The sequence below is a fragment of the Rhizobium sp. ZPR4 genome, from assembly GCF_040215725.1.
Taxonomy (GTDB): domain Bacteria; phylum Pseudomonadota; class Alphaproteobacteria; order Rhizobiales; family Rhizobiaceae; genus Rhizobium; species Rhizobium rhizogenes_D.
In genome coordinates this window covers 581332-594084 of the sequence record NZ_CP157969.1, presented here as the reverse complement: position 1 = coordinate 594084, position 12753 = coordinate 581332, and the positions used below count along the sequence as shown (strand labels likewise).

Sequence of the window (12753 nt, the reverse complement as noted above, 5' to 3'; positions counted from 1 at the left end):
GTATCTTACGGAGCGCCGGTTCGGATTCTTTCAAGAGCTCGCACATCCTTCGGACGGCGGCTGAGATCGTTGGTTGATTTGGTGCCGAGCTGGAAATCAAAGTGGTTGTCAAACTGCTGTCTGCCTCAAGGAGCCGCTTTGCCGGAGTTGCTCCACGAAACGCAGGAAGGAAGAAAGGACGGGCGAAGATTGGCTGCTTCGCCACGCCAAACCAACTTTGTAAGGTATGGGCGTGCCCTCACCATCGAGATTCCGAAAGGCTACCCCCTCGTGCCTGGACGACAGGAACGCTTCAGGCACCAAAGACACGCCGAGACCGGCGGCCACCAGGCCTATTATAGTTTCCATCTGTACGGCACGCTGTTCGACACGCGGTGAAAATCCTGCTTCGAAGCATGCCCGCATGATCGTTGAATAGAGTCCCGGTCCTTCGCTTTCTGGAAAGAGGATCCACGATTCCCCCGCCAGGGCGGCAAGCGGAAACAGCGGTTCCGATGCCAAAGGATGATCGGCTGGTATTGCGGCCACAAGTCGGCTCTCCAGCAAAACCTTCGTCGCCATCAGCATTTCCGCGCTGGCAGGGATCGGCAGCGCCACAAGGCCGACATCCGTCTGATCGGCGATAATGGATGCAATCTGTCGCGCGGATGTGGCCTCTTCCAGTTCCAACACGATCGAGGGATTGTCCCGTCGAAAGCCGGCGATGATCTGCGGCACCAGATGGTGGATGGAACTGGCGACAAAACCGATACGCAACGTTCCGATGGCGCCTTCGCCAGCGCGCTTTGTCAAGGTCATTGCGCGCTCCGCTTGAGCGATTGTCCGCTGTGCTTCCTCACGCAAAACTTCGCCGGCTGGGGTTAGGCCGGTAATTCTGTTGGTGCGCTCGAACAGGCGCACGCCAAGCTCCTCTTCCATCTGACGGATGGCTGTCGTGAGTGGCGGCTGCGCCATGCTGAGCCTTTCCGCGGCGCGGCGAAAGCTCATGGTTTCGGCGACGGCAAGAAATTGCTGGAATTGGCGGAGACTGAGCATGCAATATATATAACATATCAAACAACATGATAAAGCATATTCGACATATCATGATCTCTGCTTCATCCTTGGAAAGATTTAATTCACGTGAGGTGCCGAGATGGCGGAAGCAAAGATCGCGATCGTAACTGGGGGTGCAAGTGGCATAGGATTTGGTGTGGCCGCATCGCTGGTGAAGGCCGGCTGCACAGTGGTGATCGTCGGACGCAACAAGGACCGGCTGGTGCAGGCTGCGGATCGCCTCGGCCCATCCTCACAATGGCGTCGTGCCGACGTCGGCAACCGAAATGAAGTGGAACGCGCGTTTGCGGATTTCGCTCGTATAGACGTTCTTGTAAATGCCGCAGGCTTCGTTCGTCCGGTCAGCCTTACGACCCCGGTCAACGAGGCGGAGCAGGGTTGGGATGCCGCTATCGACGCCAATTTGAAGGGGAGTTTCCTCTCCACACTGATTGCTGCGCCAAAACTTGCCAATCCCGGCGGTCGCGTCATCAATATCAGCTCGATCGGCGCACAAACCGGAGGGAGTCGGGCCGGCAGCTTGGCCTATGCAGCGTCGAAGGCTGGTTTGCATGGTCTGACCTATGCTCTGGCTCGCGAACTGGCGCCGCGTGCCATTACCGCAAATGCGATAGCGCCCGGCTTCATCGCCGGTACCGGTTTCACCGAGAATTGGTCGGATGATCGTGTTTCCGAGATCGTCGCGGCAACCCCGCTGGGCCGTGCAGGGACGCCTGACGATATAGCCGGTGCCGTTCTCTGGCTCGCGTCGGAGGCGGGATCGTTTGTGACTGGAACTGTAGTTTCAGTGAATGGAGGATGGCGGATGGGGTGACCGAAGTGCGCTCTACATCAAGCTGGCGGGATTGGTACGGCCCGGCGGACCGAATTGCTGCCCATCACAACGCAAATCCGAATAGCCTCTAGTTTCCACTCGATGCGAAATCGAATAACATCCCCCTTTATGACGGATGGTCAAAGAAAGCATTAGGAATGTCTACGCAGCCGATCTACTCCGGGCTCACGAGGCCGACGGCCTTAGGTATCCTGATTATTTTTCCCGCTATTTTCCTTGTTTCCTGCTCGACAGTCGGTGGAACTGGCGGTCAATCTGGCCGCGTAACCGCGAGCAAATCAACAGATCCGGCCAACGCCAAAGACAAAGCGGCCGATCGTCGGCGATGGATGGAGAGAGTCCAACGAGATAATCAGCTAGATCCAAGCGGGTCGGCACCGGGCTCCTATGGCTCTTTCGGTCCTCGTTTCACTTGGTGAGCGCTGCCCGTACACGCCTTGACTAGGACGCTTCATTAACCGGGAGTTTGCGACAAGGCCATTTCGGTCATCATCCAATGGCCGACCTTACGTGTCCGCACCGATGACCTCAGGGACTGGGCCAGTGTCATTGATCAGCACAAGCAGTCCGCGTATGACGGGAATGAATCTCAAACAAGGTGGCAAAGTCCGAGCGGCTTTCTCAACTCAATTGCCAGTTCTCAAATTGTGTGCAGCGATAACTATATGATTTTGTTGACACGCGAGTCTTACATCTAACTGCCAAGCGGCATCGTGGCTCATTCAATTTTCCCACTCATCGGAGCCATGCGATCCTGTCCTGCTTCGCCAAAAGGCAGCCTCTTCCTCGGCGGTCATATAATCTTCCGTCTCCGGCAATGGGGGATCCTGCTCTTCGGGATAGCCTGCATCCAGAAACTCTTCCGCTTCCAGATAGGCCTGGGCTTCCGGCCGAAGTGCGACCTCCAGCACATGCACCGCCACTTCGCCGGAGTATTCCTTGATCGGCTCAGCATAGGAATAACATGCCCAAGGGAAGAGCTGGACCATCAATTCGTGGAGGTTATGCGCCCGAATGCGATAATCGACTTGTATCTCCGGCTCATCCTTACCCATAAGGACGCGCAAATTGCCGAAGATTGGGGAGAAATCGCCCCATTCGTCCCAAATGAATATCGCCCCTTCATCGGCAATTCTTTCCATCAAGGCACGATCGACGGCGAATGCAGAGCGCAGCAATATTTGCGGATTCGGTAAGACGGCCTCCTCGAAGCTCAGTCTGGCGGATGCATCCAGGACGTTCGACGCTGGAACGGCTAGCAGCGTCTCCGCATTTCCATGGTCGCCGTCTGTTGCCGCAGCCCATTGCCACGCAACATTGCCGCTGTCCGGGTCGAAGAGGATCACGCAAACCGATAAGGAATGTGCCGTCCAGTAACCCAGATCGCACGTCTGAACTTGATGGATGTAATTGCCGCAGTCGTCCCGTTCTGGCGGAGCCGGCCTGATCTGCATCGGCAGAAAGCGGCCGGCGGACCATCCGTTATCGAGAATCTCGGCGCGAGCATCAATGCCGCTCTCCTGCGGGTATGATATCCGGCGGAAAGACCATTTGAAGTCTCGGATAAACACCTTCTCGACGGCGTCGATGGCTGCAATGATGGCGGGATCTTTATGAAAGGCGCTCGTGCCCATGAGGCGCCGACGTCGTCGCGATAGCTTCACACGACCGGTCGGTGCGATGAAGCGATACATTGCCACCGCAGCCGCGGCGATTGCAGGAATAACTGACCGTAGACGTCCAGTCATCGAACCTTGCCGTCAAACTGGAGCATTTCCGTTTCAAACGGAGTTACGAAAATGCTCTATCTCCTTGTTTTCACGCAATTCCGGGCGCAAAATCGCTCACACTTTTCGGTATCATGCTCTAGCCGCTCCCCTCGCTTACATGGTCAAGCAGCGCCAGCAAGCCTTTGAGGATATCGATTGGTGAAGGCGGGCAGCCGGGAATGTGCAAGTCGACGGGCACGATCTTCGAAACCCCGCCGACCACGGCATAGCTCCCGGCAAAGCAACCGCCATCGCGCGCGCAATCGCCCAACGCCACGACCCATTTGGGTTCCGGCGTGGCATTATATGTCCGTTCGAGGGCTTCAGCCATGTTCCTGGTCACGGGGCCGGTGACCATGAGCACGTCGGCATGACGGGGCGAGGCCACGAAACGGATGCCAAACCGTTCGATATCATAAAAGGCATTGCTCAAAGCATGCATTTCGAGTTCGCAACCGTTGCAGGATCCGGCGTCGACGGCGCGTATCGCCAGACTGCGGCCGAGCCTGCGGCGCGCTTTACTATCCACTGCGGCCGCGAGCTCCTCGACTGCCGCATTGGCGCTGACGGGTGCAGGTTCCGTCAATGGCGGCCGGATCAGGCTTTCGAACAGGAGCTTGCGCATAGCTTGCTGCCCTTACAGGTCGTGCCCCGAATACGAGCAGTTAAATGATTTGTTGCAGAGCGGAAAGTCGGCGACGATATTGTCCTTGATCGCAGCCTCCAGCAGCGGCCACTGAAACCAGGACGGATCGCGCAGATGGCAGCGCTCGATCCTGCCCTCAGGCGTGAGGCGCAGCCATGCCAGGATGTCACCGCGGAATCCTTCGACAAGAGCCACACCCTCTCTGGATTCATTGACAGGCGAAACATCGGAAAGAACCGGGCCGCCCGGCAGCCGGTCGAGAATCTGTTCGATGAGCGACAGGATCTGCTCGACTTCGCGAATGCGAATCCATATCCGGGCGTTTACGTCGCCGTCGTTGAGCAGCGGTACATCGAAGGTCAATTCGCCGTAGGGTGGATAGGCAGGAGCGGCGCCAGTCCGACCTTGGTGCCATAGCCGAGCAGCAGGAAGATGAAGGCGAGGTTGAGAAGAGCCGGATCGAAGCCGGCGGCGTGTTCCACCAGCGTCGTCCAGATCATGGCGTCGTAGCCGGTGCCGACGACGGATTGAGCGGCCAGGTAGACGAGGATGGTGCCGAACAGCGCGAAAGCAATCCCGACGCTTCCAAGGATGAAATACTTCCAGGCCGCTTCAAGCGCTTCATGGGTGCGGTAGATGCCGACCATCAGTACGGTGGTCAGCGTTGCAAGTTCCACCGCCACCCACATCAGGCCGATATTGTTCGACACGAACGCGAGGTTCATACCAAACATCATGACCTGATACATCGCGTGGTAGAATCGCAGGTTGGCGGGCGTGAGACGGCCGATCTCAAGTTCATGGGCGATGTAGCCGGCACTGAAGACGCTGGTGGTGAAGCCGACGAAGGCATTGAGGACGATGAAGACGATGTTGAGATCGTCCACGAGCAGATATCGGCCCGGTGGCAGCCGAGCGCTGAAGAAAAGCAAAAGCGCTGCAAGCAGTGTCAAAAGGCTCGCGACTATGTTCAGCCGCGCCGTCATGCGGTAGCCGGGGAGGAGTGCCAGAAGAGCAGCAGCGGCGATTGGTACGACGAGGACGGCCGTCACAGCGTCGAAGCCGAGGATGGAGGAGGAGAGGGCGTTCACTTCCGTCGCCTCCCCTTGAAATCGTCAAGCGCCCGGACGTCTACCGTGTCGAAGCGCTCGCGGATGCGGAACAGGAAGACGCCGATGACGATGAAGGCGATCAGGATCGAGAAGGCGACGCTGATCTCCACCACCAGTGGCATGCCCTTGGCGCCGGTCGCCGCCAGCACCAATCCGTTTTCCAGAGACATGAAGCCGACGACCTGGCTGACGGCATTGCGGCGCGTGACCATGATCAGCAGTCCCAGCAACAGGACCGACAGGGCAAAGGCAAGATCTTCGCGCGCGATCGGATCGGCCGATGGCGTCACCCGCAGCATGACCACCGTTGCCAGGGCCACCAGTCCCAGGCCGACGAGCATGGTGGGACCGACGCCGACGACAGTCTCTATCTCGCGATGGATGCCGAGCTGGCGGATCATGCGATGCAGCACCACAGGAATGATAATCGCCTTGAAAATGAGAGCGATCGCCGCGGTCACGAAGAGATGCGGTGCATCCTGGACAAGAGCTTGCCAGGCAACCGACAGCGTCAGTACCAGCGAATGCAGCGCAAAGACGTTCAGCAGCGCATAAAGCCGATCCTGATAAAGCATCATCATGCTGACGAGTACCAGGCCGCCGGCAAGCATGTGAGCGATGTCGAAGACCGACCCGGTCATCACAGGCCCCTCGACACGAAACGCAACAGGGCGGCGAGCAGACCGAGCATCAGCGCGGCGCCGAGGAATTCCGGCACGCGGAAAACGCGCATCTTGGCGGTCGCGGTTTCGAAGAGCGCAAGCAGGGCGCCACCCGCCGCCAACTTGGCAAGATAGGCGGACAATCCGACCAGGTAGGCAACCGGCCCGGCCCCGAAAGCGACCAGCTTCCAGGGAACGAACAGGCAGGCGATCAGCGAAATATAGAGCAAGAGCTTGAGCGACGCCGTAAGCTCGATCATGGCGAGGTGCCGCCCGGAATATTCGAGCACCATGGCTTCGTGCACCATGGTCAATTCCAGATGTGTCGCGGGGTTGTCGACGGGGATACGGGCATTTTCGGCGATCGCGACCATGATGAGGGCGATGAGCGCGATCGCCAGCGAAACACGCAAGCCGACCTGCGGCGAGGTCATGAAGGCGGTGATGGCAGAAAGCTGCGTCGAGCCGGCCACCAGGGCAAGCGTGAAGATGATGAGCAGCATCGACGGCTCGGCCAGTGTCGCAATCATCATCTCGCGGCTCGAGCCGATGCCGCCGAAGCTGGTGCCCACATCCATGCCGGCGAGCGCCAGGAAAAATCGCGCGCTGCCAAGCAGCGCGATGATGGCGATCAGGTCCGCGGTCCAGCTGAAGAGGAGGCCGGTGGCGAAGGTGGGGATGATGGCGGCAGCCACCCATGTCGCGGCGAAGATCAGATAAGGCGCTGCCCTGAACAGCCAGGACGCATTCTCCGCAACGACCGCCTCCTTGCGCAGAAGCCGGACAAGATCGCGATAGGGCTGTATCGGAGAAGGCCCACGCCGGCGCAGCAGCCGCGCCTTGAACATGCGCACGACGCCCGTCAGCAGCGGCGCCAGCAGCACGACGAGCGACATCTGGAGGGCCTGGGCGAAAAGGGCAGATATCATGACCATAGCGCCAGTACCAGAAGCAGGAGGACGAGCGTTATGAAGACCAGGCTCAGATAGCGCCGGATGGTCAGGAATTGCAGATAGTTGAGTTTTTCGGCCGCAAAGCCGACGGCGCCGACGATGGGCAGGTAGAGACCTTCCCAGATATAATCGTGCATTTCCAGGGCGAACCGTGCGGGTCGGAGATCGCCGGGTGACGGCATGGTGACGCGGTCGCGCGCGCGAAAGATCAGCGTGCCGAAGACGCGCCGGATGGGCTGGGCGAAACTGCTGGCGGAATATTGCGTTGCCGGGCTATTCACCGGAAAGCCGCAATCCCAGGCCGGCGCTCGTCGAATACGCCGCGAGCCAAAGCGGTGGACGAGATAGGCCGTGAGCGACGCCGAAAAGACGATGAAGAGGAAAACGAGCAAGCCGTTATAGGAGCTGCGAGCTTCGGCGATCGGCACGATCGACAGCCACGGAATGTCCGTCTGCACCGGCATCCGCTGGCCGATCAGCAAAAGCGTCAGCGGTGCGAGTGCATCGATGACGACCCCCGGCAGGATGCCGGCGGCAAGGCAAAGGAAGGCCAGCATCGACATGGCGGCGAGCGAAAAGCGATCGACTTCCATCGCCCGTTCGGCCGGCAGGCTGCGGGCACGGCCAAGAAACGTCACGCCGAACACCTTGACGAAGCAGGCAGCTGCAAGGGCCGCGGCAAGGGCGAGCAGGCCGCCTACGGCCGGCACCAGCAGCTTCAATCCCCATTGCGGCAGGGCCGGGCTCTGCAGGACAGCCTGAAATGCCAGCCATTCGGAAACGAAACCATTGAAGGGAGGAAGAGCCGAGATGGCAACACAGCCAACGAGAAAAACCAGGCCGGTCACCGGCATGCGATGGATGAGGCCACCGAGTTTTTCCATGTCCCGTTCCCCGGTTGCCGTCAGCACGGCGCCGGCGCCAAAGAAAAGCAGGCTCTTGAAGAAGGAATGGTTCAGAATATGGAATAGCGCGGCGGTCAGCGCTAAAGCCGCCGCCAGCCCCATGCCGTTCGCCCTGAACGCAAGCGCCAGACCGAGGCTGACGAAGATGACGCCGATATTTTCAATGGTGCTATACGCAAGCAGACGCTTGAGGTCGCTCTCCATCAGCGCGTGCAGAATGCCAAGAACCGCGGTGATGCCGCCGATCGCCAGAACGACGATGCCGAACCACCATGCCGGCGCGCCGAGGAGATCGAAGACCACGCGGATGAAGCCGTATACCGCGACTTTGGTCATGACACCGCTCATGAGCGCGGAAACATGACTGGGGGCGGCCGGATGCGCTCGCGGCAGCCAGACATGCAAGGGCACCAGTCCGGCCTTGGATCCAGTGCCGATCAACAGCAAAACGAGCACCAAGCCCGAGGTCAGCGGCGCATGGTCGGCGGCACGCATCGTAGCGAAACTGTAATTGCCGTCCGGTCCCGCAAGCAGACCGAAGGCGAGCAGGAGAGTGAGCGTGCCGAAACTCGCCATGACGATATAGAGATAGCCGGCTTTCCGGTTGCCGGTATCGCGATGATGGGCCATCACGAGTGCCCAGGAGGCGAGCGACATGAACTCCCAGGACATCAGGAAGGTGAAGGCGTCATCCGCAAGGATCACGAGATTCATGCCGGCGACAAAGGCCGGGAAGAACGGCAGCACCCGGTGCGGCGCATGTTCGTGGCGGCCGTAGCCGAGCGCATACACGCTCGAAAGCATGCCGCCGAAATTGACGACGGTTAGAAAGAAGGCGGATAGCGCATCCAGACGGAAATGACTGCCGAGCCACGGCAGGCCGATCGGAAGCACGAGCGTAGATGCGGTATTGGGAGAAACCACCGTGGCGAGCGCGCCGATCGCTACGGCAAAGGCGATTGCCGACAGACCGAAACTTAGGCCATAGATGAGCTTCGTTGCCTGTTTCGATCGGGCGATGCAAACCGCAAGAATTGCCGTTGCAAACAGGAAGACCGAGCACAGCAGGATCGCGGCCAGGGAGATCATGAGCGAGGTCCCGTTCCTCGTCCGGGCAATCCCGGCGCCCCGCTCTCCGACCGCTTGGTCTTCAGCCTGACGCCGCGCCCTCCATCCGGGCTGACCGCGCCTTCGTTGATCACCTCAATGCCGGCTTCGCTTAAAGCCGCCAGCAATCGCATCAGGGAATCAACATTGCCGCGCACGACGTCGGGGCTTGCCTCCATCCGTTGGATTGTCGGAACGGATACCCCCGCCAATTCCGCGAGTTGGCGCTGATCTATACCAAGAAGGGCTCTTGCGGCACGCATCTGTGCGGCGGTGATCATGGCGGAACCATCACTTATGCTTCATAAGCTCTGATGTTAGCAGTTTAGCGCATGCTTACTGATGTATCAAATCACATTTATGATGCGGCATCTTCACACAAAGCCAAAAGCTCACTTGTGAGAACGCCCTGCCGAGTAGTAAGACAAATCGTCATCATTTCGGACAGTTGGCCTTCATGGAAATCGCCACAACCCAATCTCGCAACGCCGGGAATGGAGGAGAGCTTGACGGTTTCTGGTTCAGGTTCGGAAAGATGTTCGGCCTGAATTCCGGGAAAGAGCAAAGGCTTCCGATGTCCCCGATCCGTATCCGCCAGAAGTAACTCGCATGCTTGTAAGACAAGGCACTCATCGCAACGAGAAAATTGACCGCCGGCTGGCGGCTTGCCTGGCGGCAATCGCCGGCGCATTGAATGCATCGGCCTTCTACGCTGTCGGCTTCTTCTCGGCCAACATGACGGGCAATGTATCGACGCTGTCCGATCACCTTGCCGAGGGACAGTGGCTGTCTAGCCTGTTTTACGGCGGGATTGTAATTGCCTTCATCTTGGGTGCGGCGGCGTCAACGCTGATTGTCAACGCCGGTCGCCGGCGCAATATTCATGCGATCTATGCTTACAGTATTCTGACCGAGGCTATCTTACTTGCCGCGCTTGGCTGCGCGGATCTCTGGTTGCTTGCTGCCTGGCGCACTCCGGTTCTCGTCCTCGGGCTTGCATTCCTGATGGGCCTTCAGAACGCGGTCGTCACCCGCATCTCGGACGCCCGGGTTCGCACCACGCATGTTTCCGGGATGGCAACGGATATAGGCATCGAGCTGGCCGTTGCCCTGGACGCCTTGCGTGGGCGTGAGCAGCCTTCGGAGGCGCGGCACAATCTGGGCAAACTCCGATTGCATCTTTACACGATTGTTTCATTCCTCCTTGGCGGTGTCCTGGGAGTGTTCGTGTATCGAGCCATCGGCGGCTATCTTCTCCTGCTGGCCGCCGCTGCCCTGGTCGCAATCGCACTTGACGCAATCTTACGGGCAAGGAGGGTGCTTGTTCCCCATGAGAGCTATTGACGATTGATTTTGTCTCAGCGGCACAGGGGTATTGGCCTCGGAATCGTCACCGGAAACCTCCTAGCGGTTCCATGATCGCAAGCCAAAGCCGGGGATTTTCAGCTTAACGTCAGTCGATGACGCTATTTGCCCAAAAAAGACACGTTGCGGCTGTATGCGCACATCGGCAGGTTTGGAGAGTTGAATTTGAATCTTGTTCTTCGGCGCTCATTATCTCCAGCGCCAAACTTCGGACATGGGCCGAGCGGCCTTGCGTATCGTCGGGACATCGACGGCCTGCGGGCTCTGGCTATCATTCCCGTCGTTCTCTACCACGCGGGCATCCCCGGCTTTGGTGGCGGTTTCGTCGGCGTCGACGTGTTTTTCGTCATCTCCGGCTTCCTGATGGCATCGCTGATTTCAAGCGAGATCGCAAAGGGCGAGTTCAGTCTCGTTCAATTCTACGAGCGCCGTGTCCGTCGGATTTTCCCGGCATTGTTTGCTGTCCTGGCCACATCTTCGGTTGCGGCATGGTTTCTGCTGATGCCGGCCGAATTTGCCTATTTCGCTCGCAGTTTGAAGGCCGCATCCCTGTTCACATCGAATATTCAATTCGACAAGGAGAGCGGATATTTCGATATCGGTGCGCAGATGAAGCCGCTGCTGCACACCTGGTCCCTGGCGGTCGAAGAGCAGTTCTACATTCTGTTTCCTTTGCTATTGCTGGTCGTCAACCGATTTGCGCAACGGTATGTCGCGCCGATCCTGGCTGGATTACTGGCCGTCTCATTCATGGCAAGCACCTGGACGCTGTTCCGATCTCAGCCTGACGCATTTTATCTGCTGCAATTTCGCGCATGGGAGCTGCTCCTTGGAGCGCTGTTGGCCTTCGGTGTCCTACCGATGCCAAAGCAGCCCAAGGTGCGAGCAGGGCTGGCCACTGCCGGTGTGCTTCTGATCGCGATTGCCATCGTCGGGTTTAGCGACCGGACACTCTTTCCAGGCCCGGCAGCCTTGATACCCTGTCTTGGTGCGGCGCTGGTGATTCACGCGCGAGACGAGCTCGGGCCAGCGAGCAGAATTCTGCAATCGCGACCCATGGTGTTCGTGGGGCTGATCTCCTATTCCCTTTATCTCTGGTACTGGCCGCTCATCGTCTTCAGCCGGGAGGTGACGGGACGAGAGCTTTCGCTGATGCAAGGCAGCCTGATCGTTCTGACGTCTGTCGCCATGGCCATCATCTCATGGCGCTTCATCGAGCGGCCGTTCCGTGGACGCGGTAGCCATGTAAAGCGCATGCCGCTATTTGCCAGCGCGCTGACCGTCGTGATCGCCATTGCCGGATTGGGAGATTATGTCGCTCATCACGGTGGCGTACCGGGGCGACTGCCGGCGGATGTGCAGCGGGTCTATGCTTCCACCTATGATCAGAGCCGCTTCAGCCTGCCGCCGTGCTTTGCCGAATCCGATACGGCGGGGCGCTCGGCTGCAGGGATTCGTGCAGGCAAGCTTTGCCCGCTCGGGCCTGACAACTCGGCGAAGCCCTCTTTTCTCGTCTGGGGTGATTCCCATTCCGGTGCGATGGCGCCGGCCATCGATGCCGCTGCGAAACAGGTTGGCATCACCGGGCTCTTCGCGGGACATTCGTCGTGCCCGCCCTTGCCCGGTGTTCAGCTCACGCCGCGCGGCGATACCGAGCTCTGTGGCGACTTCAACGGCGCGGTGCGCGATCTAATTGCCGCACAACATATTCCGCTGGTCTTCCTGGTGGCTTACTGGCCCAAATATGTCCACGATGCCGAAATGCCCAACGAAGGGCCATATTTCGATCCGTCGGTGCCGCCTCCATTGGAGGATCGGTCGGCATCCGTCGTCCAAGCAATGGACCGTCTGATCGCGGACCTGACCAAACAGGGCACCAGGGTCGTGCTGGTGTCGGATGTTCCCGAAATGGGTCGCTACATGCCGGAAGCCATCGCCAAGGCGATGATGCGAGGCACGTCGATGGATGTCGCGCCGCCGCTCGACTACATCGAGAAACGGCAGGCGCTCTCGCATGCGATCCTGACCCGCCTTGCTGCGAAGTATGGGATTGCAATCATCGATCCGCTTCCTTTGCTTTGTGGCAGCGGTCGCTGCGATTCTGTGCGGAACGGTCTGCCGCTCTACAAGGACGCTGACCACCTCACGGCGACTTTTGCAGCGACCCTCAGTCCTCTCTATATTCCTGCGTTGTCCAAACTCGTCGATTAAGTCAGGGCGCGATCAGTGCCGACCTCAACCCATCTCCGTGAGGCGCTTCCAATTTCTCATTGGGCTGGGCATCGCCGTGACCGGGAGCTGTTCACGGATTGTGCCGCTGGCATTAAGGACAGGTCTTTGGCC

Annotated in this window: 10 protein-coding genes and 2 pseudogenes; 3 read left to right on the top strand and 9 right to left on the bottom strand. The window is 59.1% G+C overall.

Translation table 11 applies throughout. The features are described from left to right. Nucleotides 1-108: 108 nt before the first annotated feature. A complete protein-coding gene (locus ABOK31_RS30575; RefSeq protein ID WP_349962824.1) occupies nt 109-987 on the bottom strand; it encodes a LysR family transcriptional regulator in 879 nt (292 codons plus the stop codon). Nucleotides 988-1135: 148 nt separating this feature from the next. Here ABOK31_RS30575 and ABOK31_RS30570 point away from each other — a divergent pair, with 148 nt between their 5' ends. Continuing rightward, nucleotides 1136-1870: an SDR family oxidoreductase gene (locus ABOK31_RS30570; protein ID WP_349962760.1), complete on the top strand. Its 735-nt coding sequence runs from the start codon at nt 1136-1138 to the stop codon at nt 1868-1870. Between the two features lie 743 nt (nt 1871-2613). On the opposite strand, the gene ABOK31_RS30565 is transcribed toward ABOK31_RS30570, so the two are convergent. The 8 genes and pseudogenes from ABOK31_RS30565 to ABOK31_RS30530 form a co-directional block, all read right to left on the bottom strand. Continuing rightward, entirely contained in the window at nt 2614-3639 is a 1026-nt protein-coding gene (locus tag ABOK31_RS30565; protein ID WP_349962758.1) for a DUF4365 domain-containing protein, read from the bottom strand. Nucleotides 3640-3757: 118 nt separating this feature from the next. Then, nucleotides 3758-4285, bottom strand: a complete 528-nt coding sequence (locus ABOK31_RS30560) for an NADH-quinone oxidoreductase subunit B family protein (protein ID WP_349962757.1) — start codon at nt 4283-4285, stop codon at nt 3758-3760. A gap of 12 nt (nt 4286-4297) precedes the next feature. Further along, nucleotides 4298-4687 (bottom strand): annotated as a pseudogene (locus tag ABOK31_RS30555) (hydrogenase expression protein HypE); the annotation flags it as partial. Between the two features lie 5 nt (nt 4688-4692). Then, nucleotides 4693-5397, bottom strand: a pseudogene (locus ABOK31_RS30550) (proton-conducting transporter membrane subunit); the annotation flags it as partial. Next, on the bottom strand, nt 5394-6059 hold the full coding sequence (locus ABOK31_RS30545) for a hydrogenase-4 component E (RefSeq protein WP_174172721.1): 666 nt from the start codon (nt 6057-6059) through the stop codon (nt 5394-5396). The gene ABOK31_RS30545 and the pseudogene ABOK31_RS30550, both read right to left, overlap by 4 nt. After that, nucleotides 6059-7015, bottom strand: coding sequence for an NADH-quinone oxidoreductase subunit H (locus tag ABOK31_RS30540; protein ID WP_349962754.1), 957 nt, complete (start codon nt 7013-7015; stop codon nt 6059-6061). The genes ABOK31_RS30545 and ABOK31_RS30540 overlap by 1 nt, the downstream gene beginning before the upstream one ends. After that, nucleotides 7006-9027 carry a hydrogenase 4 subunit B gene (hyfB, locus tag ABOK31_RS30535; RefSeq protein WP_349962753.1) on the bottom strand — a complete coding sequence of 674 codons (2022 nt, stop codon included), beginning with the start codon at nt 9025-9027 and terminating at the stop codon, nt 7006-7008. The genes ABOK31_RS30540 and hyfB overlap by 10 nt, the downstream gene beginning before the upstream one ends. Continuing rightward, complete coding sequence (locus ABOK31_RS30530; RefSeq protein WP_174172718.1) at nt 9024-9326, bottom strand: helix-turn-helix transcriptional regulator; 303 nt, start codon at nt 9324-9326, stop codon at nt 9024-9026. Before ABOK31_RS30530 ends, hyfB begins: the two co-directional genes overlap by 4 nt. A gap of 328 nt (nt 9327-9654) precedes the next feature. On the opposite strand from ABOK31_RS30530, the gene ABOK31_RS30525 reads away from it, so the two are divergent. Both ABOK31_RS30525 and ABOK31_RS30520 read left to right on the top strand, forming a co-directional pair. Beyond that, nucleotides 9655-10389 (top strand): YoaK family protein, encoded by a 735-nt coding sequence (locus ABOK31_RS30525; protein WP_349962751.1) that lies wholly within the window; start codon nt 9655-9657, stop codon nt 10387-10389. 186 nt (nt 10390-10575) lie between these two features. Next, nucleotides 10576-12621: an acyltransferase family protein gene (locus ABOK31_RS30520; RefSeq protein ID WP_349962749.1), complete on the top strand. Its 2046-nt coding sequence runs from the start codon at nt 10576-10578 to the stop codon at nt 12619-12621. The last annotated feature ends 132 nt before the right edge of the window (nt 12622-12753 follow it).

Coding starts and splice junctions, on each gene's coding strand:
- ABOK31_RS30565 (WP_349962758.1), bottom strand. CDS start 3,639: ATGACTGGACGTCTACGGTCAGTTATTCCTGCAATCGCCGCGGCTGCG.
- ABOK31_RS30575 (WP_349962824.1), bottom strand. CDS start 987: ATGAGCTTTCGCCGCGCCGCGGAAAGGCTCAGCATGGCGCAGCCGCCA.
- ABOK31_RS30545 (WP_174172721.1), bottom strand. CDS start 6,059: ATGACCGGGTCGGTCTTCGACATCGCTCACATGCTTGCCGGCGGCCTG.
- ABOK31_RS30525 (WP_349962751.1), top strand. CDS start 9,655: ATGCTTGTAAGACAAGGCACTCATCGCAACGAGAAAATTGACCGCCGG.
- ABOK31_RS30530 (WP_174172718.1), bottom strand. CDS start 9,326: ATGATCACCGCCGCACAGATGCGTGCCGCAAGAGCCCTTCTTGGTATA.
- hyfB (WP_349962753.1), bottom strand. CDS start 9,027: ATGATCTCCCTGGCCGCGATCCTGCTGTGCTCGGTCTTCCTGTTTGCA.
- ABOK31_RS30570 (WP_349962760.1), top strand. CDS start 1,136: ATGGCGGAAGCAAAGATCGCGATCGTAACTGGGGGTGCAAGTGGCATA.
- ABOK31_RS30560 (WP_349962757.1), bottom strand. CDS start 4,285: ATGCGCAAGCTCCTGTTCGAAAGCCTGATCCGGCCGCCATTGACGGAA.
- ABOK31_RS30540 (WP_349962754.1), bottom strand. CDS start 7,015: ATGGTCATGATATCTGCCCTTTTCGCCCAGGCCCTCCAGATGTCGCTC.